General features: G+C 73.1%; 19 protein-coding genes. 14 read left to right on the top strand and 5 right to left on the bottom strand.

Translation table 11 applies throughout. The annotated features are described in order from the left end of the window. The first annotated feature begins 167 nt into the window (after positions 1-167). Genes IEY78_RS06940 through IEY78_RS06930 form a run of 3 tightly spaced genes read left to right on the top strand, consistent with a single transcriptional unit; the run spans position 168 to position 2,910 of the window. The gene (locus IEY78_RS06940; RefSeq protein ID WP_189096873.1) at positions 168-839 is read left to right on the top strand and encodes a DUF5819 family protein; all 672 of its coding nucleotides are present in this window, start codon (positions 168-170) and stop codon (positions 837-839) included. Next, positions 836-2,239, top strand: a complete 1,404-nt coding sequence (locus IEY78_RS06935; protein ID WP_189096693.1) for an HTTM domain-containing protein — start codon at positions 836-838, stop codon at positions 2,237-2,239. Before IEY78_RS06940 ends, IEY78_RS06935 begins: the two co-directional genes overlap by 4 nt. Next, the gene (locus tag IEY78_RS06930; RefSeq protein WP_189096692.1) at positions 2,236-2,910 is read left to right on the top strand and encodes a TrmH family RNA methyltransferase; all 675 of its coding nucleotides are present in this window, start codon (positions 2,236-2,238) and stop codon (positions 2,908-2,910) included. The genes IEY78_RS06935 and IEY78_RS06930 overlap by 4 nt, the downstream gene beginning before the upstream one ends. Positions 2,911-2,984: 74 nt before the next feature. Here IEY78_RS06930 and paaN read toward each other — a convergent pair whose 3' ends face one another. Next, positions 2,985-4,667, bottom strand: a complete 1,683-nt coding sequence (paaN, locus tag IEY78_RS06925) for a phenylacetic acid degradation protein PaaN (protein ID WP_189096691.1) — start codon at positions 4,665-4,667, stop codon at positions 2,985-2,987. A 146-nt stretch (positions 4,668-4,813) separates the two neighbouring features. Between paaN and IEY78_RS06920 the strand changes: the two genes are divergently transcribed. Continuing rightward, positions 4,814-6,325, top strand: coding sequence for a 3-hydroxyacyl-CoA dehydrogenase (locus IEY78_RS06920; protein WP_189096690.1), 1,512 nt, complete (start codon positions 4,814-4,816; stop codon positions 6,323-6,325). Between the two features lie 11 nt (positions 6,326-6,336). Then, positions 6,337-6,927, top strand: coding sequence for a TetR/AcrR family transcriptional regulator (locus tag IEY78_RS06915; RefSeq protein ID WP_189096689.1), 591 nt, complete (start codon positions 6,337-6,339; stop codon positions 6,925-6,927). 69 nt (positions 6,928-6,996) lie between these two features. Here the strand turns inward: IEY78_RS06915 and IEY78_RS06910 are convergent, their stop codons facing one another. Beyond that, positions 6,997-7,533 (bottom strand): Lrp/AsnC family transcriptional regulator, encoded by a 537-nt coding sequence (locus IEY78_RS06910; RefSeq protein ID WP_189096688.1) that lies wholly within the window; start codon positions 7,531-7,533, stop codon positions 6,997-6,999. A gap of 227 nt (positions 7,534-7,760) precedes the next feature. On the opposite strand from IEY78_RS06910, the gene pdhA reads away from it, so the two are divergent. The 5 genes from pdhA to IEY78_RS06885 all read left to right on the top strand — a co-directional run bounded on the left by pdhA (position 7,761) and on the right by IEY78_RS06885 (position 14,532). Continuing rightward, positions 7,761-8,954 (top strand): pyruvate dehydrogenase (acetyl-transferring) E1 component subunit alpha, encoded by a 1,194-nt coding sequence (gene pdhA, locus IEY78_RS06905; protein WP_189096687.1) that lies wholly within the window; start codon positions 7,761-7,763, stop codon positions 8,952-8,954. Then, positions 8,951-9,985 (top strand): alpha-ketoacid dehydrogenase subunit beta, encoded by a 1,035-nt coding sequence (locus IEY78_RS06900; RefSeq protein WP_189096686.1) that lies wholly within the window; start codon positions 8,951-8,953, stop codon positions 9,983-9,985. The genes pdhA and IEY78_RS06900 overlap by 4 nt, the downstream gene beginning before the upstream one ends. Further along, the gene (locus tag IEY78_RS06895) at positions 9,985-11,547 is read left to right on the top strand and encodes a dihydrolipoamide acetyltransferase family protein (RefSeq protein ID WP_189096685.1); all 1,563 of its coding nucleotides are present in this window, start codon (positions 9,985-9,987) and stop codon (positions 11,545-11,547) included. Before IEY78_RS06900 ends, IEY78_RS06895 begins: the two co-directional genes overlap by 1 nt. A 277-nt stretch (positions 11,548-11,824) precedes the next feature. Then, entirely contained in the window at positions 11,825-12,796 is a 972-nt protein-coding gene (locus tag IEY78_RS06890; RefSeq protein ID WP_189096684.1) for a DUF6457 domain-containing protein, read from the top strand. Then, positions 12,793-14,532, top strand: coding sequence for a molybdopterin molybdotransferase MoeA (locus IEY78_RS06885; RefSeq protein ID WP_189096683.1), 1,740 nt, complete (start codon positions 12,793-12,795; stop codon positions 14,530-14,532). Before IEY78_RS06890 ends, IEY78_RS06885 begins: the two co-directional genes overlap by 4 nt. 48 nt (positions 14,533-14,580) lie before the next feature. On the opposite strand, the gene IEY78_RS06880 is transcribed toward IEY78_RS06885, so the two are convergent. Beyond that, the gene (locus IEY78_RS06880; RefSeq protein WP_189096682.1) at positions 14,581-15,690 is read right to left on the bottom strand and encodes a potassium channel family protein; all 1,110 of its coding nucleotides are present in this window, start codon (positions 15,688-15,690) and stop codon (positions 14,581-14,583) included. 501 nt (positions 15,691-16,191) lie between these two features. Here IEY78_RS06880 and IEY78_RS06875 point away from each other — a divergent pair. From IEY78_RS06875 to IEY78_RS06865, 3 genes are all read left to right on the top strand, one after another. Beyond that, a complete protein-coding gene (locus tag IEY78_RS06875; RefSeq protein WP_189096681.1) occupies positions 16,192-17,169 on the top strand; it encodes an NAD(P)H-quinone oxidoreductase in 978 nt (325 codons plus the stop codon). 142 nt (positions 17,170-17,311) lie between these two features. Then, the gene (locus IEY78_RS06870) at positions 17,312-18,193 is read left to right on the top strand and encodes a hypothetical protein (protein ID WP_189096680.1); all 882 of its coding nucleotides are present in this window, start codon (positions 17,312-17,314) and stop codon (positions 18,191-18,193) included. Between the two features lie 138 nt (positions 18,194-18,331). Continuing rightward, positions 18,332-18,892, top strand: coding sequence for a bacterial proteasome activator family protein (locus tag IEY78_RS06865; protein WP_189096679.1), 561 nt, complete (start codon positions 18,332-18,334; stop codon positions 18,890-18,892). Between the two features lie 112 nt (positions 18,893-19,004). On the opposite strand, the gene IEY78_RS06860 is transcribed toward IEY78_RS06865, so the two are convergent. Further along, positions 19,005-20,654 carry a protein kinase domain-containing protein gene (locus tag IEY78_RS06860; RefSeq protein ID WP_189096678.1) on the bottom strand — a complete coding sequence of 550 codons (1,650 nt, stop codon included), beginning with the start codon at positions 20,652-20,654 and terminating at the stop codon, positions 19,005-19,007. Between the two features lie 316 nt (positions 20,655-20,970). On the opposite strand from IEY78_RS06860, the gene IEY78_RS06855 reads away from it, so the two are divergent. After that, complete coding sequence (locus IEY78_RS06855) at positions 20,971-22,587, top strand: protein kinase domain-containing protein (protein WP_189096677.1); 1,617 nt, start codon at positions 20,971-20,973, stop codon at positions 22,585-22,587. Between the two features lie 19 nt (positions 22,588-22,606). On the opposite strand, the gene IEY78_RS06850 is transcribed toward IEY78_RS06855, so the two are convergent. Then, positions 22,607-23,650 carry a phosphotransferase gene (locus tag IEY78_RS06850; RefSeq protein WP_189096676.1) on the bottom strand — a complete coding sequence of 348 codons (1,044 nt, stop codon included), beginning with the start codon at positions 23,648-23,650 and terminating at the stop codon, positions 22,607-22,609. Positions 23,651-23,678 lie beyond the last annotated feature (28 nt).

Here is a 23,678-nt window from a genome sequence, read left to right as displayed (position 1 = left end):
GTGCCCCCTCGCTGCTCCCGACCGACCGATCGTTCGGTTCAATGGTGAGTGGGCGGACCTCGGGTGTCAAGCCTGTGGATAACGCGGGTGAGGGTGTGCCCGGCGGGGCCGCGTAGGTACCGTTCCGGAGCGGAGTGGACCGCATGGATTCTGGGAACGGGGCGGGAATGCAGTCATACGGGGACGAATCGCGGCCACTGGCCGCGCTCTCGCTGCCCTCGCGGATCATCATCGGGGTGGCGGCGTGCGTCGTCGCGGTCGTCGTCGCGATCCATCTCGCCATGATGTTTCTGCACGTCGCGCCGTCGAACACGCTCAGCAAGCAGCAGGGCGGCCTGATCAGCGACTACGTGTATCCCGAATACGAACAGAACTGGAAGCTGTTCGCGCCCAACCCCCTCCAGCAGAACATCGCGGTCCAGGTCCGCGGGCAGCTGCGTACCGCGGACGGCGCCGTGCGGACCACGGGCTGGACGGATCTGACCGCCCGCGACGGCCAGGCCATCCTCCACAACCCGCTGCCCAGTCACACCCAGCAGAACCAGCTGCGCCGGGCCTGGGAGCTCTTCAGCAGCAGCCACAACGCGCAGAACCGCCCGGTGGGCACCCGCGGTGAGCTGTCCGAGCGCTACATCCGGCGGCTGGTGCTGGCGCGGATGGAGGGTGAGTGGACCCGGGGCGGCGGCCGCGTCGAGCAGATCCAGGTCCGCTCGCAGACGACCGCGGTCACCCCGCCGCCGTGGAGCTCCGAGAAGATCAGCGACAAGCCCGTGTACCGCGTACTGCCCTGGTGGCAGGTCACCGCTGACGACCTGCCCGAGGGGGCGAAGCACCAGTGACGTCACCGAAGCCCCAGCAGCCTCAGCAGACGCCGGACGACGACCGGCAGCCGCCGCACACCACGGAGCCGACCGACGTGCCTCAGCAAGCACAGGCGCCACAGACGCCCCAGGAGGCCTCCCCCTACGAGGAGACCCGCATGGAGCGCGCCATAGGCCGTGGCTTCGGGCTCGTCACCGCACGCGCGCTGGCGCCGTACCAGACCGCCCTGATCCGGATCGGCTTCTCGGCGACCTGGCTGCTGTTCCTGCTGCGCGAATGGCCGCACCGCGCGGTGCTCTACGGGCCCGACAGCCCCTGGAGCCTGGACATGGCGCGCCGGCTCCTGGCCGGCAACCACGCCTTCTCCGTGCTGCCCTGGTCCGACAGCGGCGCCTGGTTCGAGTGTGTCTACCTCCTGGCCGTCGTGGCCTCCGCGCTGCTGATGCTCGGCTGGCGCACCCGCACCATGTCGGTGCTCTTCATGGTGGGCGTGCTCTCGCTGCAGAACCGCAGCATCTTCATAGGGGACGGCGGCGACAACGTCATCCACCTGATGTCGATGTATCTCGTGCTGACCCGGTGCGGGCAGGTCTGGTCGCTGGACGCGCGGCGCGCCCGGCGGGCCGCGGCCGGCGCCCCTGATGGCGCTGCCGGCGGCCCCACCGCCTCCCGCGACCTGACCGGCGTCGTGCTGTGGACCGTGCTCGGCCTCGCCCTGGCCGTCGCCCAGCTGACCGGTGGCGACGGCCTCACCTGGTTCGGGCACGGCCCGTTCCCGCACCTCGGCTGGAGCCTGGTGCTGTGGGGCCTGTGGCTGACCCACGGTCTGTGGTGGGCGGTGCAGCGGTACGCGCCCGGTGAGCCGCGGATCGTTCTGGACACCCTCGCCAAGCTCGCGCACAACGGCGCACTGCTGGTGATCATGGTCGAGGTGTGCCTGATCTACGCCACCGCCGGCTGGTACAAGATCCAGGGAAACCGCTGGCAGGACGGCACGGCGGTCTACTACCCGATGCACCTGGACTACTTCTCCCCCTGGCCCGGGCTGTCCGACCTGCTCGGCAGCAACGGCGTGATGGTCATGCTGATCACCTACGGCACGGTGATCGTGCAGGTCGCGTTCCCCTTCACGCTCTTCAACCGCCGGCTGAAGAATGTGCTGCTGGTCGCGATGATCTGCGAGCACCTCTCGATCGCGTTCCTGCTGGGACTGCCGTTCTTCTCGCTCGCGATGATCACCGCGGACGCGGTCTTCCTGCCGACGAACTTCCTGACCTGGGTCTCCGGGCGCCTCTCCGGCCTGCGGGAACGGCTCTTCACGCGGGACCGGAAGACCGATCCCGCTCCGGGATCCGGGGACGGTGAGCCGCCGGCCCGTACGGAGCACGGCGGCGGGGGCCATACGCTCGTGGGGTGAGCAGCGAGAACACCGCCCCCGCCGAGCCCCTCCAGTACGACGAGGGGTACGGGACCCAGATCGGCGTCGGGCCGCACCCCGAGCCCTGGCCGCAGGACGAGCGGCTCGACCCCGAGCTGCTCGCGCACGGCGACCGCCGCAACGTCGTCGACCGGTACCGCTACTGGACGCGGGAGGCGATCGTCGCCGATCTGGACACCCGGCGCCACGACTTCCATGTGGCCGTCGAGAACTGGAGCCACGACTTCAACATCGGCTCGGTGGTCCGGACCGCCAACGCGTTCCTGGCGAAGGAGATCCATATCGTCGGGCAGCGCCGCTGGAACCGCCGCGGCGCGATGGTCACCGACCGCTACCAGCACGTCCGCCACCACCCGGACACCGCGGATCTCACGGCCTGGGCGGCGGCCGAGGAGCTGCCGATCATCGGGATCGACAATCTCCCCGGCTCCGTGCCGCTGGAGACGACCGAGCTGCCGCGGCGCTGTGTGCTGCTGTTCGGCCAGGAGGGGCCGGGGCTGACCGAGGACGCGCGCCGGCACGCCTCGCTGGTCTGCTCGATCGCGCAGTTCGGCTCGACCCGCTCGATCAACGCGGGGGCCGCGGCCGCCATCGCCATGCATGCCTGGATCGGCCGCCACGCACGGATCGAGGGGCCGTCTGCCCCCTGACGCCGTCTGCCCGCTGACCGAACGGTGAGAGGCCCGGAACAACGCTCCGGGCCCCCGTCCGGCCCCGGCGGCCCTCACGCCTGCCGGCGCACCTCCACCGTCCGGAAGCGGTTCGCCACGAAGGCGCCGTCGCACAGCACCGCGTTGGCCGCCGGGTTGCCACCCGAGCCGTGGAAGTCCGAGAACGCCGCGGTCTGGTTCACATAGATCCCGCCGGTCAGATTCAGCGACAGCTGGGCGCACTCCTCCAGACAGGCCTCCTCCACCAGCTGCTCCACCTCCGCGGAGGTGGTGTACGCGCCGACCGTCATGGCGCCCTGGTCGCGGATCGTGCGCCGCAGGAGTGCCACCGCGTCGGCCGCGGAATCGACGGCCACGGCGAAGGAGACCGGGCCGAAGCACTCCGACAGATAGGCCGCCTCGTCGTCCGGCTTGGCGCCGTCGAGCTTGACGATCACCGGCGTGCGGACCGTGGCCCCGGGGAATTCGGGGTTGGCCACCTCACGGGAGGCCAGCGCCACCTCGCCGAGCCCGGACGCGGCCTCGAGCCGCTCCTTGACCTGCGGATTGACCAGGGCGCCCAGCAGCGCGTTGGCTCGGGCGTCGTCGCCCAGCAGCCCGCCCACCGCGGCCGCGAGATCGCTGACGACCTCGTCGTACGACTTGGGCCCGGCGTCCGTGCTGATGCCCTCGCGCGGGATCAGCAGATTCTGCGGGGTGGTGCACATCTGGCCGCTGTAGAGGGACAGCGAGAAGGCGAGGTTGCCGAGCATGCCCTTGTAGTCGTCGGTGGAGTCGATGACGACGGTGTTGACGCCGGCCTTCTCCGTGAAGACCTGCGCCTGCCGGGCGTGCGTCTCCAGCCAGTCGCCGAAGGCGGTCGAGCCGGTGTAGTCGATGATGCGGATCTCGGGGCGGACGGCCAGGGTCTTGGCCAGGCCCTCCCCCGGCCTGTCCACCGCCAGGCACACCAGATCGGCGGGGAAGCCGGCGTCCTCGAGGACCTCGCGGGCCACCTTGACGGTCATCGCCAGCGGGAGCACGGCCCGCGGATGCGGCTTGACCAGCACCGGGTTGCCGGTCGCCAGGGACGCGAACAGGCCCGGATAGCCGTTCCACGTCGGGAAGGTGTTGCAGCCGATCATCAGGGCGACGCCGCGCGGTACGGGCGTGAAGCTCTTGCTCAGCTCCAGCGGATCGCGCTTGCCCTGGGGCTTGGACCACGGCGCCTGCCGCGGGGTGCGGACCTGCTCGGCGTACGCGTACGCCACCGCCTCCAGGCCGCGGTCCTGGGCATGCGGCCCGCCCGCCTGGAACGCCATCATGAAGGCCTGTCCGCTGGTGTGCATCACGGCCTGGGCGAACTCATGGGTGCGCGCGCTGATCCGGGCCAGGATCTCCAGGCACACCGCCGCCCGCGCCTCCGGGCCGGCGTCCCGCCAGACGGGGAGCGCGGCGCGCATGGCCGGCAGCAGCACCTCCGCGTCCGGATGCGGATAGGTGATGCCCAACTCCGGTCCGTACGGGGAGATCTCCTCGCCCGTCCAGTCGTCGGTGCCGGGCTGGTCGAGCTCGAACCGCTTGCCGCGCAGCGCCTCGAACGCGGCGAGCCCGTCGGGAGCGGCGGTCTCGCCGTACGCCTTGGGGTGCTCGGGGTGCGGGGACCAGTACGCGCGGGTGCTGATCGCCTCCAGCGTCCGGTCGAGCGTCGGACGGTGCTTCTCGATCAACTGCGCTGCGGTCATTTCGGCGGCCATCGAAGACCAACTCCTCGTCGAGCCGGGCGGAGAGTGGACAGGGGCTGGGTGCGCACGGGCAACAGAGTTAGAGTAACCGAACGATCGGTCGGGGCAAGAGGGCCCGGCCAGGCTGTGGAAAAGTCGGTCGGGGAGGATCAGCTGGCATGACGGCACTCGGGACCAGCAACACCGTGGCAGTGGTGGGTACCGGCACCATGGGACAGGGCATCGCGCAGGTGGCGCTGGTCGCCGGCCACCGCGTACGCCTCTACGACACGGCCCCCGGGCGCGCCGGGCAGGCCGCCGGGGCGATCGCCGGGCGCCTGGACCGGCTCGTCGAAAAAGGCCGGATCACGGCGTCCGAAAGGGACGCCGCCGCGGACCGGCTCTCCCCCGCGGCGGATCTCGCGGAGCTGGCCGACGCGGCGCTGGTGATCGAGGCGATCCTGGAACAACTCCCGGCGAAGCAGAAGCTGTTCACCGCCCTGGAGGACATCGTGGCGGCGGACTGCCTGCTGGCCACCAACACCTCCTCGCTGTCCGTGACGGCCGTCGCGGGAGGGCTGCGCCACCCCGGCAGGTGCGTGGGCCTGCACTTCTTCAACCCCGCGCCGCTGCTGCCCCTGGTCGAGGTGATCAGCGGCTTCGCCACCGACGAGACGGCCGCCACCACCGCGTACGACACCGCCGCGGCCTGGGGGAAGACACCGGTGCGCTGCGCCGACACCCCCGGTTTCCTCGTCAACCGCATCGCCCGCCCCTTCTACGCCGAGGCCCTGCGTGCCTATGAGGAGCGGACCGCCGACCCCGCCACCCTCGACGCGGTGCTGCGCGAGGGCACCGGCTTCCGTATGGGGCCCTTCGAACTGACCGACCTCATTGGGCAGGACGTGAACGAGGCGGTCACCCACTCCGTGTGGAACGCCTTCTTCCAGGACCCGAAGTTCACGCCCTCCCTGGCGCAGCGCCGTCTGGTGGAGTCCGGACTGCACGGCCGCAAGGCGGGGCGCGGCTGGTTCGACTACTCCGAGGGCGCGCCCCGGCCCGAACCGCTGACCGCAGACCCGTGCCCGGCGCCCGCGTCCGTCGCCCTGCACGCGGCGCTGCCCGGCCCGGCGGCGGTGCTGCGGGAGCTGATCGAGGAGGCGGGCATCAAGGTCACCGAGGAGGGCACGCCGTACGGACCGGAGGGCTTCCTCCGGCTGCCCGGAGGGGCCCGCCTGATACTGACCGACGGCCGTCCGGCGACGAGCCGGGCCGACGGCCGGTACCTCTGCTTCGATCTGTCGCTCGACTACCGGGCCGCTACCCGGATCGCCCTGGCCGCCTCGGCGCAGGCCTCCGAGGCGGACCGCACGGAGGCCGTGGGGCTCTTCCAGGCGCTCGGTAAGCAGGTCAGCGTGATCGACGACGTGCCCGGCATGATCGCCGCCCGGACCATCGCGATGATCGTCGACTTCGCCGTGGACGCGGCGGCCCGCGGGGTGGCGACCCCCGAAGACATCGACACGGCCATGCGGCTGGGCGTGAACTATCCCGGCGGCCCCATGGAGTGGGCCGAGAGGCTGGGCGCCCGGTGGGTGTGGCAGCTGCTGGACGCGATGTACCACCACAACGCCGGCGGACGCTATGTACCGTCCTGGGCACTACGGCGCCGTGCGGACCTCGAGGAGTAGGTGCTCTAATCATGACCATGGCCAAGCGCGACACCTATACGCCCGATTCGCTGCTCGCGGTCGCCGTCGAGGTGTTCATCGAGCGCGGCTACGACGGCACCTCCATGGAGCACCTCTCCAAGGCGGCCGGCATCTCGAAGTCCTCGATCTACCACCACGTGCGCAGCAAGGAAGAGCTGCTGCGGCGCGCCATAAGCCGTGCCCTGGACGGGCTGTTCGGCGTGCTGGAGGAGCCGGGCGCGCTCCAGGGGCGGGCGATCGAGCGGCTGGAGCACGTCACCCGGCGGGTGGCCGAGGTGCTCATGGACGAACTCCCCTATGTGACGCTGCTGTTGCGGGTGCGGGGAAACACGGACACCGAGCGGTGGGCCATGGAGCGCCGCCGGGAGTTCGACCACGAGGTCGCGGATCTGCTCAAGCGGGCCGCCGCCGACGGTGACCTGCGGGACGACGTGGACATCCGGCTGGCCACCCGGCTGCTCTTCGGAATGATCAACTCGATCGTGGAGTGGTACCGCCCCGGGCGCGGCGGTGCGGCGCGCCGTGACGAGGTCGCCGAGGCCGTGGTACGTACGGCGTTCGCGGGGCTGCGCAAGGTCTGAGACGCCCGCCGGGGGCGTCTCCCGGGCCCGTCGCGGCACGCCCCGGGGCCGCCGGGCGGGCGCGGGCGGTCAGTCCCCCTCGGGCCCGAGGTCGGTCTCCTCGAAGACCAGCAGCGTGCGGGTGCTCAGCACCTCCGGGATCGACTGGATCCGGGTGAGCACGAGCTCGCGCAGCTCGCGGTTGTCCTTGGTGTGGACCAGTAGCAGTACGTCGAAATCGCCGCTGACCAGCGCGATGTGGGTGGCTCCGGGCAGCGTGGTGAGCTGCTTGCGCACGGTGCGCCAGGAGTTCTGCACGATCTTCAGCGTGATGTACGCGGAGGCGCCCTGACCTGCCCGTTCCTGGTCGACCAGGGCGCTGAAGCCGCGGATCACCCCGTCGTCCAGCAGCCGGTTGATCCGGGCGTAGGCGTTGGCGCGCGAGACATGGACCCGATCGGCCACGGAGCGTATCGAGGCGCGGCCGTCGGTCTGGAGCATGCGCAGGATCGAGCGGTCGATGGTGTCCAGCGGGCGCGCGGGCGGGACGGGCGGTGCGTCGTCCGCGGGCGGCTGTCCGCCGGACGGTGCCTGCCCGCCGGAATTGGCCATCTGTTCGTCCGGCATGTGCTCCCGCCTCCCCTTTGTGGACGCCCTGCCTTCATCTGAAGCTGTGGAGAACCGTTTGTCCACAGGCTGAACCCACCCGTAGCCAAAATGCATCAGCGACCGAACAATCGGTAGGGAAGGGCGATCCCGTCGTCCTGACCCGATGCATCCTGCCCACCCGCCGTCGGCCCACCACCCACATGAGGCGCATCGCGCCACCCCTTCGATCAGAGGAGGTGCTCGACATGACGGTCCTTGAGCAGCCCGGCAGCAGCAGGAACACGAGCAGCCTGGCCGGCCCGCCGCCTTCCTGGCAGCCGCGCACCGACCCCGCGCCCCTCCTGCCCGACCCGGAGCCGTACCGCCTCCTGGGGACGGACGCCGCCGCCCGGCTCGACTCCGGACTGCTGACCCGGCTCTACACCCAGCTGGTGCGCGGCCGCCGGTACAACGCGCAGGCCACGGCCCTGACCCGGCAGGGACGCCTGGCGGTCTACCCGTCCTCCACCGGGCAGGAGGCGTGCGAGATCGCCGCGGCGCTGGCGCTGGAGGAGCGCGACTGGCTCTTCCCGAGCTACCGCGACACCCTCGCCGCGGTGGCCCGCGGCCTCGACCCCGTCCAGGCGCTGACCCTGCTGCGCGGCGACTGGCACAGCGGCTACGACCCGCACGAGCACCGCATCGCCCCCCTGTGCACCCCGCTCGCCACCCAGCTCCCGCATGCCGTGGGTCTGGCGCACGCCGCCCGCCTCAAGGGCGACGAGGTGGTGGCGCTGGCGATGGTCGGCGACGGCGGCACGAGCGAGGGCGACTTCCACGAGGCGCTGAATTTCGCGGCCGTGTGGCAGGCGCCGGTGGTCTTCCTCGTCCAGAACAACGGCTTCGCCATCTCCGTGCCGCTGGCCAAGCAGACCGCCGCGCCGTCCCTCGCCCACAAGGCGGTCGGCTACGGCATGCCGGGGCGCCTGGTCGACGGCAACGACGCCCCCGCGATGTACGAGGTGCTCGGCGAGGCGGTGCAGCGGGCCCGCCGGGGCGGCGGCCCCACCCTGGTCGAGGCCGTCACCTACCGGGTCGAGGCACACACCAACGCCGACGACGCCACCCGCTACCGCAGCGCGGCCGAGGTCGAGGCCTGGCGGGCGCACGACCCGATAGCCCTGCTGGAGCGCGAGCTGGCGGCCCGCGAGCTGCTGACCGACGCCTTCGTCGACGACATCAAGGAGGGCGCCGAGCAGCTGGCGGCCGACCTCCGGGAGCGGATGAACGCCGACCCCGCACTGGACCCGATGGACCTGTTCACCCACGTATTCGCCGAGCAGACCAGCCAACTGCGCGCCCAGGCGTCCCAGTTGCGTGCCGAACTGGACGCCGAGGCCGCCGGGCACACCGAGGACGCGGCGGGCGCCGGCGGCGTCGCCGAGGAGGCCAGGCCATGACGACCACCGTTCCGGCGACCGCGCGCAAGCCCGCCACCATGGCGCAGGCGCTGACCCGCGCGATGCGCGACGCGATGGCCGACGACCCGTCCGTTCATGTCATGGGCGAGGACGTCGGCACCCTGGGCGGCGTCTTCCGGGTCACCGACGGCCTCGCCAAGGAGTTCGGCGAGGACCGCTGCACGGACACCGCGCTCGCCGAGGCCGGCATCCTGGGCACCGCCGTCGGCATGGCGATGTACGGGCTGCGGCCGGTCGTCGAGATGCAGTTCGACGCGTTCGCCTACCCGGCGTTCGAGCAGCTGATCAGCCATGTCGCCAAGATGCGCAACCGCACCCGCGGCGCCCTGACGATGCCGCTGACCATCCGCGTCCCCTATGGCGGCGGGATCGGCGGGGTCGAGCACCACAGCGACTCCTCCGAGGCGTACTACCTGGCCACCGCGGGCCTCCAGGTCGTCACCCCGGCGACCGTCGAGGACGCCTACGGGCTGCTGCGGGCGGCCATCGCCTCCGACGACCCGGTCGTCTTCCTGGAGCCCAAGCGGCTGTACTGGTCCAAGGCCGACTGGTCGCCGGACGCACCCACCGAGGTCGCTCCCCTGGGGCGGGCCGCGGTCCGGCGCCGCGGCAGCAGCGCCACCCTGATCACCTACGGCCCGTCGCTCCCGGTCTGCATGGAGGCCGCCGAGGCCGCCCGGTCCGAGGGCTGGGACCTGGAAGTGGTCGACCTGCGCTCCCTGATGCCGTTCGACGACGACACGGTCTGCGCCTCGGTGCGGCGCACCGGGCGGGCCGTGGTCGTGCACGAGTCCAACGGGTTCGGCGGTCCCGGAGGGGAGATCGCCGCACGGATCACGGAGCGCTGCTTCCACCACCTGGAGGCGCCGGTCCTGCGCGTCGCCGGGTTCGACATCCCGTACGCGCCGCCGATGCTGGAGCGGCACCATCTGCCGGGCGTGGACCGGATCCTGGACACCGTCGCCCGCCTCCAGTGGGAGTCGGACTGGACCGCCGGAGGTGGTGAGTGATGGCCGTGGTCCGCGAATTCACCCTGCCCGACCTGGGGGAGGGCCTGACCGAGGCGACCATCGTGCACTGGCTGGTGGAGGTCGGCGAGGTGGTGGCCATCGACCAGCCGGTGGTGGAGGTCGAGACGGCCAAGGCGATGGTGGAGGTGCCCTGCCCCTACGGAGGCGTGGTGACCGCCCGCTTCGGTGAGGAGGGGGCGGAAGTCCCGGTCGGCGATCCGCTGGTGACGGTCGCGGTGGGGGCCGTGCCGGATGACTTGGCCGAGGCCGGACCGGGCGCGGAGCCGGGCTCCGGCGGGTCCGCGGAGGACGCGGCTGATTCCGGGTCGGGGAATGTGCTTGTCGGCTACGGCACGGCCGCGGCGGCGGCCCGGCGGCGCCGGATCCGTCCCGGGGGAGCGAGCCCCCTCGGCGGAGCACAGCGACCGCCGGCACGGGCGGCGCACGGACCGGCCGGGGCCGCGGTGGCCGGTGACGCGCCGGGTGGCTCGGAGACGGTGCACGCCGGGGCGACCGCCGTGGGGGCGGCCGGTGCCGGCGGGCAGGCCGGGGCGGCCGGCACCACTGGCACCACTGGGGCGAACGGGTCCGTCGGGGCCGGGGTGGACGAGGCCGACAGCCGCACGGTGGCCGTCATCTCGCCGCTGGTGCGCCGGATGGCGCGGGAACACGGGCTGGATCTGCGGGAGTTGACGGGGTCCGGGCGGGACGGGCTGATCCTCCGTACGGACGTGGAGTGCGCGATCCGCGAGCGGGACCGGGAGGTGACGGGCGCCGCGCCCGCCACCGGGGCCGGGGCCGCGACCGGGGCCGTGGTGCCCGCCGGGTCCGTGGTGCCCGCCGCGGCCGCTGCCGGGACCGGTGTCGTGCCGGGCGAGGAGCGGATCCCGTTGAAGGGGATGCTCGGTGCGGCCGCGGAGAAGTTCAGCCGCAGCCGCCGGGAGATCCCGGAGGCGACCTGCTGGGTGGACGCCGATGCCACCGAACTCCTCGCCGCCCGCAGGGCGATGAACGCCGCGGGTGGCCCCAAGGTGTCCCTGCTCGCCCTGCTGGCCCGGATCAGTACGGCGGCCCTCGCCCGGTTTCCGCAGCTCAATGCCACCGTCGACACCGCGTCCCAGGAGATCGTGCGGCTGCCCGCCGTGCACCTGGGCTTCGCGGCCCAGACCGATCGTGGCCTGATGGTGCCGGTCGTACGGGACGCGCATACCCGCACGGCCGAGGAGCTGTCCGCGGAGATCGCCCGGCTCACGGAGACCGCCCGGGCCGGCGGGCTCTCCCTGGCCGACCTGACGCGCGGCACGTTCACCCTCAACAACTACGGGGTGTTCGGCGTCGACGGCTCCACGCCGATCATCAACCACCCGGAGGCGGCGATGCTCGGCGTCGGCCGGATAACCGCCAAACCCTGGGTGCACGAGGGCGAGTTGGCCGTCCGGCAGGTCGTGCAGCTTTCGCTCACCTTCGACCACCGGGTGTGCGACGGCGGCACGGCGGGCGGCTTCCTGCGGTTCGTGGCCGACTGCGTGGAGCAGCCCGCGATGCTGCTGCGGACGCTGTGACCGGTTGACGGCCGGTGGCAACGGCGAGCCGGCCGGCGAGGGCAAGCCGGCCGGCAACGGCGGGAGGGCTGACTCGACGGCCGACTGGAAGGTGCTGCCAGAGGTGGGAACCCGCTGCCAACGGCGGGACCATCTCCGAGAGCCGAGAGCCGAGAGCCGAGAGCCGAGAGCCGAGAGCCGAGAGCCGAGAGCGGGACCGGTGCCGCTGTGGCCGATCTGACACCCGTCCCGGCTCCGGCGGCGGTGTGACCCCCGTGCCCCTGGCGATACTCAAGGGGTGAACGAGCACACCACCGACTACGACGCGATCGTGCTGGCCGGGGGTGCGGCCCGGCGGCTCGGCGGGGCGGACAAACCCGCGCTGTCCGTCGGCGGCCGTGCCCTCCTGGACCGGGTGCTCGCCGCCTGCCCTGACGCGGCGCGCACCGTCGTCGTCGGCCCTGGCCGTCCGACCGTCCGGCCCGTCGTCCATGCCCTGGAGGACCCGCCCGGCGGCGGCCCGCTCGCCGCGCTGGAAGCCGGGCTGCGGCACACCACCGCCCCGGTGGTGCTGGTGCTCTCCGCCGACCTCCCGTTCCTGACCACCGAGACCGTCCACCGCCTCCTGGCGACAGCGACCGCGACGACCACGGCCACAGCGACGGCGACGGCCTCAGCCACCGCCGACGGCCCCCGACCCGGCGCGGACGGCGCACCATACGACGGGGCGATGCTCCGGGACCCCTCCGGCCGGGACCAGCCGCTGGTGGCCGCCTACCGGGCCGGTCCGCTGCGGCGCGAGCTGGCGCGGCTGCGGGCCGGGCACGGCACCCTGGCCGGGCTGCCGCTGCGTGCCCTGTGGACCGCGCTGCTGCTCGCACGGGTTCCGGACGCCGCGGCCACGGCCTCGTTCGACTGCGACACCTGGGAAGACCTCGGCGCGGCACGTGCCCGCATCAGGGAGCATGGCACCGTGCTGGACGAATGGATCACCGCAGTCAAGGCCGAACTGGGCATCGAGCTCGATGTCGACGCGGCAGCGCTTCTCGACCTCGCGCGGGACGCGGCGCACGGCGTCGCCCGCCCGGCCGCCCCGCTGACGACCTTTCTGATCGGTTACGCGGCGGGCCGGCAGGGCCGGGACGTGCAGGAGCTGTCCGACCGGGCGGCCGCGCTGGCCCATCGCTGGGCGGCGGAGTCCGAGGAGTCCGAGGGCGCGGCCCGGTCCGGCGGCGGCGCCACCCACGACGATGCGAAGCCCGCGGAATGACCGGCGGGCAGCGGGACGACACGGCGCGAGGGGCGGCAGGCACCACCCCGGACGAGGGAGACTCCCACGGCGGCGACCCGTTCGACGATGCGCTCGCGCTGGTCAACGGCCCGCGCCGACCGCCTGAACGCCCCGGAGCCGGAGCCGGAACCGGATCTGCGACTGGAGCCGAGGCCAGGTCCGGCTCCGGTGCCAGGCCCGGACCCGGCACCGGAGCCGAGGCCCCGACCGTCCGGATGTCATACACCGCCCGCGCGGCCACGCCCGGCGACGCCGGTGACACCCCCCGGACGCCCCCCACCTCCGACGTCCCCTACACCCCCGACGACCCGTTCGCCCCCGACGACCCCTTCGCCTCCCGTACCCCCTCCCCCTCGGACGCCCGCCACGCCTCCGACACCCCCGCCCCCACCGGCAACCGCCCCGACCCCACGGACCCCACGGCACCCACCCCCGCCCTCCCCTGGCACGCCGCCCGGGACATCGCCCGGCGGGCCGTGACCGAGCCGCCCGCCCCGTGTACGTCGGCGCTCGCCGCGGCGCTCGGCCGGACGCTGGCCGCGCCCCTCACCGCGCTGACCGACCTGCCGTCGTTCGACACCTCGGCGATGGACGGCTGGGCGGTCGCCGGCCCCGGCCCCTGGCGCCTCGACCACCCCGCCGGCACCCCCGAGTCCGGCCCCGCGGCCGGCATCCTCGCCGGTCACGCGCCCACCGAGGTGCTCCTGGACGGCCAGGCGATCGCGATCGCCACCGGCGCCCGCGTCCCGTCCGGCGCCACCGCCGTCCTGCGCAGCGAACACGGCGAGGTCCGTGCGTCCGGCGGCGGGCAGCGGCTGTACGCCCCGCGGCCGGTGCCGCCCGGCCAGGACATCCGTCCGCGCGGCCAGGAGTGCCGGCGCGGCGACCAACTGCTGCCGGCCGGCGCCCTGGTGACCCCCGCCGTCCTCGGCCTGGCCGCGGCGGCCGGCTATGACGAGCTGACGGCCCATCCCCGGCCGCGCGCCGAAGTCTTCGTCCTGGGTGACGAGTTGCTTGCCAGCGGGCTGCCCGAGGAAGGCCGGATCCGCGACGCGCTCGGCCCGATGCTGGCGCCCTGGCTGCACGCGCTGGGCGTCGAGACGGCCCCGGCGCGCCCGCTCGCCGATGACGCCGGCGCCCTGTACGAGGCGCTCGCGGCCTCCACCGCGGACGTGGTGATCACCACCGGCGGTACCGCGTCGGGCCCCGTCGACCATGTGCACCCCACCCTGCGCCGCTTGGGCGCCGAGGTGCTGGTGGACGGGGTGGCGGTCCGCCCCGGGCACCCCATGCTGCTCGCCCGGCTGGCCCCGGGCCGGCATCTCGTCGGCCTGCCGGGCAACCCCCTCGCGGCGGTGTCCGGGCTGTGCACGCTCGCCGAGCCGCTGCTGTCCGCGCTGGCCGCGCGCCGCCCCGCTCCGCCGTACCGGGTGCCGCTGGCCGCCCCCGTCCACGGGCCCCCGCGCGACACCCGGCTCGTCCCGGTGGCCTACCGCGACGACGAGCGGTACGGCCTGATGGCGGCGCCGCTGCATTTCCACGGCCCCGCCATGCTGCGCGGGATCGCCGCCGCCGACGCGCTGGCGGTCGTCCCGCCCGGCGGTGCGCAGCGCGGGGACGAGCTGGAACTCCTGGAACTCCCCTGGCCGGCGGGCTGGTCGGCGGGCTGGACCCCCGAGGCACCGACGGACTGGAACGCCTCGGGGGAGCGGTAGGACGGCTCCCTTCCTCGGCGGCCGCGCGGCCGCGGCCGGTCCGGCGGGTCAGCCGCTCGGCACCGCCTGCCGGATGGTGATCACACGGTCGGTGAGTTCCAGGGTGGCGGCCTGCGGGTCGGTGTAGTTCAGGACGCGGTGGCCCCGTACGACCGCCACGACCAGGTCGTCGAGCTCGCGCGGGGAGCGGCCCGCCTCGCTCCGGGTCACCGGCCGTTCGTCGAGGTCGAGCCCGCTGCCGTAGGTCAGCAGGTCCTCCAGGATGCCGCCCACGTTCGGGCTGGCCATCGACATGCCCAGCAGCCGGCCCGCCGAGCTGGAGCTGGTGATGACGAGGTCGGCGCCGCTCTGCTTGAGCAGCGGCACGTTCTCGTCCTCCCGGACCGCCACCACGATCGTGGCCTGCCGGGTGAGCTGGCGTGCCGTCAGGGTGACCAGCGCGGCGGTGTCGTCGCGCTGGGTCGCCACGACCACGCGCGCGGCCCGCTGCACCTCGGCCCTGGTGAGGGTGTCGGAGCGGGTGGCGTCGCCGTGCACCGCCACGAAGCCGTCGCTGCTGGCGGCGTCCACGGCGCTCTGCTGCGGATCGACCACGACGATCTGGTCCTTGGGGACGCCCTGGACGGTCAGGGTCTCGATGGTGTGGCGGCCCTTGGTCCCGTATCCGATGACGACGGTGTGGTCTCGCATGCGGGATCTCCAGCGGTGGATGCGTACCTGGTGGCGGGTGCGTGTGGTGAGGACTTCGAGGGTGGTGCCGACCAGGATGATCAGGAACAGCACCCGGAGCGGCGTGATGAGCAGGATGTTGGTCAGCCGCGCGCCTTCGCTGACCGGGGTGATGTCGCCGTAGCCGGTGGTCGAGAGGGTGACCGTCGCGTAGTAGGCCGCGCCGAGGAAGGTGAGTTCGTCGTGGGCGTTGTCGCGGTACCCGTCGCGCTCCAGCCAGACGAGCAGGGTGGTGACCGCCAGCACCGCCAGCGCCATCAGCAGCCGGCGCGCCACCTGCTGGAGCGGCGGGGTCATGCCCTGCGCGGGCAGGACGATGGAGCGGCCGGCCTCGGTGTCGTCCTTGGCCTCGGCGCGGGAGAGCGACCAGAGCGAGCGGAGGATCGGGAATCTGCCGGGCCTGCGGGGCGGTTGCCGCACGTCGCTCATCCGGCCGCCTTCCGGGGAACGGCCCGCTCCGCGGCGGTTCGTGAGGGGGACATACCTCCCATGGTCCGCGATGCCGACGCTCGCGCGCGCACGGCGGTCGCCGGGAGCGGCGGTGGGCGGTGGCGCCGGGTGGCCGGCGGTGGTGCCGCGCCGCCGGCGGTACGGCCGAGGAGGCCGGCGGGCCCCTTGCCGGTGCCGGGGCGAAACGGCGGGGCGGAGGCGTGGGTGGGGGCGGTCGTGTCGATCACGGGTTGTTGATATCGCGGCCCGCGGGGGCGTCGTGGGTCAATGCCGCGGCGGTCACCCAGGGGAGTGGCCGTCGTGGCCGCACACGGCGGGAACGCCCGGGCCCCCACGCCCCGCCGCCTCAAGAGCGCGGTGGACTCCGGTGCCCGGGGTGCCGGGTTCGGCGGGTTCTGCGCAGGTGGGAAGGCCGGGCCGGTGGCGATCCGGGGCCCCCGCACCGTCGCCCCGCGGGCGCACGGCGAGTAGCCTCGCGCCATGCGAGCGATCACTATCCCGGAGCCCGGTGGCCCCGAAGCACTTGTCTGGGCGGATGTGCCCGACCCGCAGCCCGCCGAGGGCGAGGTCCTGATCGAGGTCGCGGCCAGCGCCGTGAACCGCGCGGATCTGCTCCAGCGTCAGGGCTTCTACGACCCGCCGCCCGGCTCCTCCCCGTACCCCGGGCTGGAGTGCGCCGGGCGGATCAGCGCGCTCGGACCCGGTGTGCACGGCTGGGCCGTGGGCGACGAGGTGTGCGCGCTGCTCGCGGGCGGCGGCTACGCCGAGAAGGTCGCCGTCCCGGCCGGGCAGCTGCTGCCGGTGCCGGCCGGCCTGGACCTGGTCACGGCCGCGGCGCTGCCCGAGGTGACCTGCACGGTCTGGTCGAACGTCTTCATGATCGCGCACCTGCGGCCCGGCGAGACCCTGCTGGTCCACGGCGGCGCCAGCGGCATCGGCACGATGGCGATCCAGCTCGCCAAGGCCGTCGGCGCACGGGTCGCGGTCACCGCGGGCGGCCCCGAAAAGCTGGCGCGCTGCGCCGAGTTGGGCGCCGACATCCTCATCGACTACCGCGAGCAGGACTTCGTCCAGGAGATCCGCAAGGCCACCGACGGCGCGGGCGCGGACGTGATCCTCGACATCATCGGGGCGAAGTACCTGCAGCGGAACGTCAAGGCGCTGGCGGTCAGCGGACGGCTGGCGGTCATCGGTCTGCAGGGCGGGGTGAAGGCGGAGCTGAACCTCGCCGCGCTGATGGCCAAGCGCGCCGCGATCACCGGCGCCGGGCTGCGGGCCCGCCCGCTGAACGAGAAGGCGGCCATCGTCGCCGCCGTACGGGAGCACGTCTGGCCGCTGATCGGCAACGGCCAGGTCCGGCCGATCGTGGACCGCACGCTCCCGATGGCGGAGGCCGCCGAGGCACACCGCGTCGTGGACGCGAGTGCGCACGTCGGCAAGGTCGTACTGACCGTCTGAGCCGACCGGAACGAGCACCCGGCACGCGCCCGCCCCTCCCGCGTGCCCGACGGGTAACCCGCCTGATATGTCCGAGATGCCGTGAATCTCGTCACATGTGACGCTGGACGAGTCACTCGACGGCTCGGCACGGGAGGGGCACGTGGTCGCTCCAGGATTCCGTTCGCGCATTGCCACCGGCCTGTTGGTGGCCTCCGTCGTCCTGCCCGTACCTCTGGGCGCCACCTCCGCGGTGGCTGCGGACCGACGGGCCACCGGGGTCGACCGTCCGTCGAACCTCGCCCGCCAGGACGATCCGCACGACGACGGCGGGGACGACTACGGAGCGGACGACTTCGGCCCGGACGGCTACGGCGACGACGACCTGGCGCCCGGTCCCTCGGCCGACGGGCGGGGCCGGGTGCATCACGGGCACTCCGGTCCGTCCGCACGGGAGCTGCCGGACCGCATCCCGGGACTGCCGTACGCCCTTCCGGGCTTCCCGCACCGGTCGCCGCACCACCACCCCGGCAGGCATCGGGGCTACGGAGAGTGGCGTCACCACCCGCATCGTCCGTTCGGCCCCGATTTCCCCGGTCCGGTGCCGCCGTTCGGCCTCCCGGACCCCGAGGACGCGGGCGGAGACCTCTCCTGGCGGGGGCATCACGGGCCGCCCGGTCCTCCGGGTCCGCCCGCCGACCGTGCGCACTCCCGGCCCGGCCGGCACGCGCCGCGCACGCACCACAGGCCCGCGGCCTCCGCATCCCGTGCGGCCCCGACCGGATCGGACGCTGCGCGCCACCACCACGTCGCCGACCGGCACCGTGCGCGCTCTTACGAGAGCCTGCCGCCGCTGCCGCCCGTCGTCCCGAAGAAGCCGGGCGGCTCGGTACCGGACGGCGCGGACGGCGAAGCGGCCGCGAGCGGCCCCTACGCCCTGGAAACGCCGGCAGCCCCCGTGGAGCGGGTCCTGCCGCTGGGCGCCGGCCTTGCCCTCACCGGACTGGGGCTGGCCTTCTTCGCCCTGCGGCTGCGGCGTAGCTGAGGTCCGCGGTTTCACGTGAAACGGCCGGGAAGCGCTTGTTTCACGTGAAACCGCGGCGGCCGGTTCGCGTCAGGAGGGTGGATCACGTTCTTCAGGGGGCACCACCGTTCATAACCCCTTGTACGAGAGAATGGCGGCATGGATATGCCGATGAACGAACGGTCGCAGGAGAACCCGCACGTCCTGGTTGTCGGCCCGGACGGCATGGCGCTCGGCAGCGCCGGCTCCGGTGGCGGGGAGAACGGCGATGAGCCCCGCGAGACGCCGGTGACGGACATGGTCGAACAGCCTGCGAAGGTCATGCGCATCGGCAGCATGATCAAGCAGCTGCTGGAAGAGGTGAAGGCCGCACCGCTCGACGAGGCGAGCCGGGTCCGGCTCAAGGAGATCCACGCCAGCTCGGTCAAGGAGCTGGAGGACGGCCTGGCACCCGAGCTGGTCGAGGAGCTGGAGCGGCTGTCGCTGCCGTTCACCGATGAGTCGGTGCCGACGGAGGCGGAGCTGCGCATCGCCCAGGCCCAGCTGGTGGGCTGGCTGGAGGGCCTGTTCCACGGCATCCAGACCGCGCTGTTCGCCCAGCAGATGGCGGCCCGTGCCCAGCTGGAGTCGATGCGTCGGGCGCTGCCGCCGGGTGTGTCGATGGACGGCGAGGAGGGGCAGCCCGGTCAGGGCGGGGCCCGCTCGGGCCCGTACCTCTAGGGAATTCCTCAGAATGCCGGCTCGGCCGTCGGCGGCCTGAACGACGGAAAGGGCCGGCACGCACCGCGTGCCGGCCCTTGTCAGGCTCCGGGGACCCGTGGGCCGTGTGCCGTCAGCCGCTGCGGCCGGTCGAGACGGTCAGCTCGATGGTGTCGCCCTTGCTCGGGTCCCACCAGCTGATGGCGGCCGGGGTCTGGTCCGTGACGGTGTTCTTGCCCCAGATCGCGCTGTCCTCCTGCTTGACGATCTTGTACTTCCAGCCCGCCGCCTCGATGCACTTCTTCACCGAGTCCAGGTTCTTGAAGCGGAACGACGGGGCGAGGATCTTGCCCTTGTCGCTGTAGCTCTTGGTGGGGTTGGTGCAGTCGGACGTCAGGATCGTCGCCGTCTTGTCCTCGGGCCGGACGCTCTCGGTGGGCGAGGAGTACGTCGAGTACGTCGGCGTCGGGGTCACGTCCCCGCCGTTGTCGTCGCTGGAGCCGGCGCTCAGACCGATGCCGATCGCGATCGCGGTGACCACGACCACACCGACGATCGCCGAGACGACGATCACCGCGGAGTTGCCCTTCCGGCCGCCGGCCGACGGCATCGGGCCCGTCACGGGAGGGGGCGGCGGGGTGTACGCCGGGGGCTGGAAGCCGCCCGCGTTGTACGGCGCGGGGATGGGGCCGGGGGTGGGCGTCGGATAGGCGTTGTTCGGCGGCGGGGGCGTCGACGGCCCGAAGCCGGCCGCCTGGGTCGGCTGGTAGGGCTGCTGCACGCTCGGCGGGGCCGGGGTGTGCGGGGCGCCGGAAGCGGTGGGGAACACCGCGGAGGACACCGAGGCGCCGCTGGTGCGGGCCGGCGGGCCGCCGCCGATGATCAGCGGCGTCGCGCCGGACTGCCCGGACCCGACGATCCGCAGGCACTCGTCCCGCATCGCCTCCGCGGTGGGGAACCGCTCATTGGGGTTCTTCTTCAGCGCCCGGGCCACCAGCGCGTCCACGGCCGGCGGCAGCGCGCTGTTGATGCCCGACGGGACCGGGGGCTCTTCCTGGACGTGCGCGTAGGCGATGGCCAGCGGGGAGTCCGCGTCGAACGGCAGCTGGCCCGTCAGCAGCTCGAAGAGCATGATGCCGACGGAGTAGAGGTCGGAGCGGGCGTCCACACCGCGGCCCAGCGCCTGCTCGGGCGAGAGGTACTGCGGGGTGCCGACGACCATGCCGGTCTGCGTCATCGACGTCACGCCGGACTGCATGGCCCGGGCGATGCCGAAGTCCATGACCTTGACGACGCCGCGCTTGTTCAGCATCACGTTGCCGGGCTTGATGTCGCGGTGGACCAGGCCCATCTCGTGGCTGACCTCGAGCGCGGCGAGTACATCCGCCGTGATCTTCAGGGCTTTTTCCGTCGCCATCGCGCCATGTTGGGCGACGTCGGTGTCCAGATCGGAGCGCAGCGGCTGGCCCGCGACGTACTCCATGACGATGTACGGCACCATGGCGCCGTCGAGCTCGTCCTCGCCGGAGTCGTAGACCGAGACGATGTTGGTGTGCGTGAGCTTCGCCACGGACTGCGCCTCGCGGCGGAAGCGCTCGCGGAAGGCCTGCTCGCGGCCCAGCTCGGTGTGCAGGGTCTTGATCGCGACCTCGCGGTCGAGCACGCTGTCGTAGGCGAGGTGCACGGAGGCCATGCCGCCGGCGCCAAGAAGATCACGAAGCTGGTAACGTCCCCCGCCGACCGCACGGCCCTCGAATTGGCCCTGAGTGCCGTCCTGGCTCATCGCTCCGCTTCCCCCTACGCGCGCACCATCCTGTACGGATAGTGATCAAATCTGGAATTCCGCAGCCAAGTCTGCCCCAGGGCCCGGACACGTCAAGCTGTGTGCCCGTTCCGTGACCAGATGCGCAAGATCCCATCACGGCTGCCAGACGTTTTCGGCACCGGATCGTGCCTGGTGAACTTGCCCTCATTGGCTTCCGGCCGGTTTCCCGGCCTGTCCACGACGGACCGGTGGATGCCGCGGAACCTGTAGCGTGCTCTAGCGAAGACCGATGACCTTACCGCTCTCATGCGGATTGATTCGACGGCGAGGACCGATGGCACCGACGCAGAGCCCCCAGGGCCCGTCCGATCCTGACGCCACCGGCTCCAATATCCCCGACGCACCGGAGATGTGGGGCAACGGCGGGCTGGTCGGCGACGGCCGCTACCGGCTCACGCGACGGCTGGGCCGCGGCGGTATGGCGGAGGTGTTCGCCGCCGAGGACGTCCGTCTCGGCCGCACCGTCGCCGTGAAGCTGCTGCGCGCCGACCTGGCCGAGGACCCGGTCTCCAAGGCCCGCTTCACGCGTGAGGCGCAGTCCGTGGCCGGGCTGAACCACCACGCGGTCGTGGCGGTCTACGACTCGGGTGAGGACCTGGTCGGCGGCAACACCGTGCCGTACATCGTGATGGAGCTGGTCGAGGGCCACACCATCCGCGACCTGCTGCTCAACGCGGACGCCCCGCCGGCGGACCAGGCGCTGATCATCGTCTCCGGGGTGCTGGAGGCGCTGGCCTACAGCCACCAGCACGGCATCGTGCACCGTGACATCAAGCCCGCGAACGTGATCATCACGAACAGCGGCGCCGTCAAGGTCATGGACTTCGGCATCGCCCGTGCCCTGCACGGCGCCCAGTCGACCATGACCCAGACCGGCATGGTCATGGGAACGCCCCAGTACCTCTCCCCGGAGCAGGCGCTCGGCAAGACCGTCGACACCCGCTCCGACCTCTACGCCACCGGCTGCCTGCTCTACGAGCTCCTGACGCTGCGGCCGCCGTTCACCGGCGAGACACCGTTGTCGGTCGTCTACCAGCACGTCCAGGACATGCCGGTGGCGCCGTCCGAGGTCGCCGACGCGGTGCCGCCGGAGCTGGACGGCCTGGTCATGCGGTCGCTGGCCAAGGACCCGGACGACCGGTTCCAGTCCGCCGAGGAGATGCGCGGCCTGGTCCAGTACTCGCTGCAGATGCTGCACGAGCAGGGCGGTCACACCGGCACCTGGAACACCGGCCCGGTCGCCCTGCACGAGGGCGGTCACACCGGGGCCATGGGCGCCGCGGCCACCACGGCGCTGCCGCACCCCGACACCGGCCAGACCACGGCGCAGCCGATCTTCACCCCCGGCATGCGCGACGACGACGGCGGCTTCGACGGCGGGCCCCGGCCCGCCCGGGGCGGCCGCGGCAAGATCTGGCTGATCGCGGCGCTCGCGGTGATCGCCATCGCGGTGGGTGTGGCCTTCGCGCTACAGAACACCGGTGGCCAGGACCAGAAGAAGGAGACCCCCGCCACGCACTCCCCGTCGCCGTCCAAGGACGACAAGACGGACGAGCCGCAGACGGAGGAGCCGAGCACGCCGGAGACCGACCCGGGCACCACGGGCGGCGACGGCGGCACGTACAGCAATCCGCCGCCGGAGCAGCCCAGCACGCCCAAGTCGCCCGAGCCGTCCACCCCCGAGCCCTCGACGCCGGAGCCCTCGACGCCCCCGCCGTCCACCGGATCCACCGGCGGGACGTCGGACGGTGGCACCGCGGACGGTGGCACCGCCAACGGGGGCACCGCGGACGGCGGCACCAGCGACGGCGGCACGTCCACCGGCACGGACAGCGGGACCACCACCGGCACCGGCACGGACACCGGCTCGACGCTCGGCCCGACCGGCTGACCGGCGCCCCGCTCGCGGTTCAGCGGGTGAAGGCGTTTTGTACGGCCCGGTATTCGCGGGTCCACCACACGGCCAGCGCGGCCGCCGCCGGGAACTGGGGATCGGTGCGGCGGTCGCCGAGCTGGTAGCGCCAGGTCAGCATCCAGAAGTCGTTCAGCCGCTCCCACCACACCCGGTGGACGGCCGCGGCCAGTTCCTCGGCGCCGGCCCCGCAGGCGCTGCGGTAGGCGCCCGCGTACGCCGCGACCTTGGCCAGGTCCAGGGTCCCGCAGGGCCGCACGAAGAAGATCGCGGCGGCCCGGACCGCCTCCTCGGCGCGCGGCTGGACGCCCAGCCGGTCCCAGTCGACGATCGCGGTCGGTTCCGTGCCGCGGTAGAGGACGTTCAGCGGGTGGAAGTCGCCGTGCACCCAGCCCGCCGGGGGCTCGGCGCCGGGCGGCGGGCGGTGGTGGGCCTGCTCGGCCAGCAGGGCCCGGCGCTCCAGCAGGCGGTGCTCGGCGAGCTCGTCGAAGCTGGTGCGCGGGCGGGCGCCGCGGGCCAGCGCCAGCAGCTCCTCGATGGTCTCGACGGTCCGCTCCGGGTCGGCGCCGGCGTCCGCGCCGGGTGGCCGCGGCGGAGGCGGCTCGTCGGCCATCACCTGCTCCAGGGCGGTGTGGACCAGCCCGAGCAGCGCGCCCAGCCGCCGGGACTGGCCGCGGGTCAGCGCCGCGCCGTCGAGGTGCCGGCCCACGACCCAGGGGTGCAGGGCGTAGCAGCGGCCGTCGAGGACGGTGACGGTGCGGCCGTCGGCGTCGGCGAGAGGCGGTGCGACCGGCAGGCCTAGCGCGGCGAGCCGGCGGGTGGCGCGGTGCTGGCGGGTGAGGGCGGCGCGGTCGCCGTCGAGGTGGTGCTTGAGGAAGTAGCGGCCGCGGGTGGTGGCGAGGAAGTAGCCGTGGTTGAGCAGGCCCTCGGCGACGGGCTCACAGGACAGCGGCGCGCCGGCGCCGGTGTAGTGGCGGAGCAGGACTCCGAGGGTGTCTTTGTCGGGCGTCGCCGCCGTCCGGACTACAGATGAGCGCAGCACCCACCAGATGTTAGATCAACGGCATCCG

Source organism: Streptomyces kronopolitis, from assembly GCF_014646275.1.
Classification (GTDB): domain Bacteria; phylum Actinomycetota; class Actinomycetes; order Streptomycetales; family Streptomycetaceae; genus Streptomyces; species Streptomyces kronopolitis.
The sequence above is the reverse complement of the archived record's forward strand: the minus strand, read 5'-3'. Positions and strand labels throughout refer to the sequence as shown.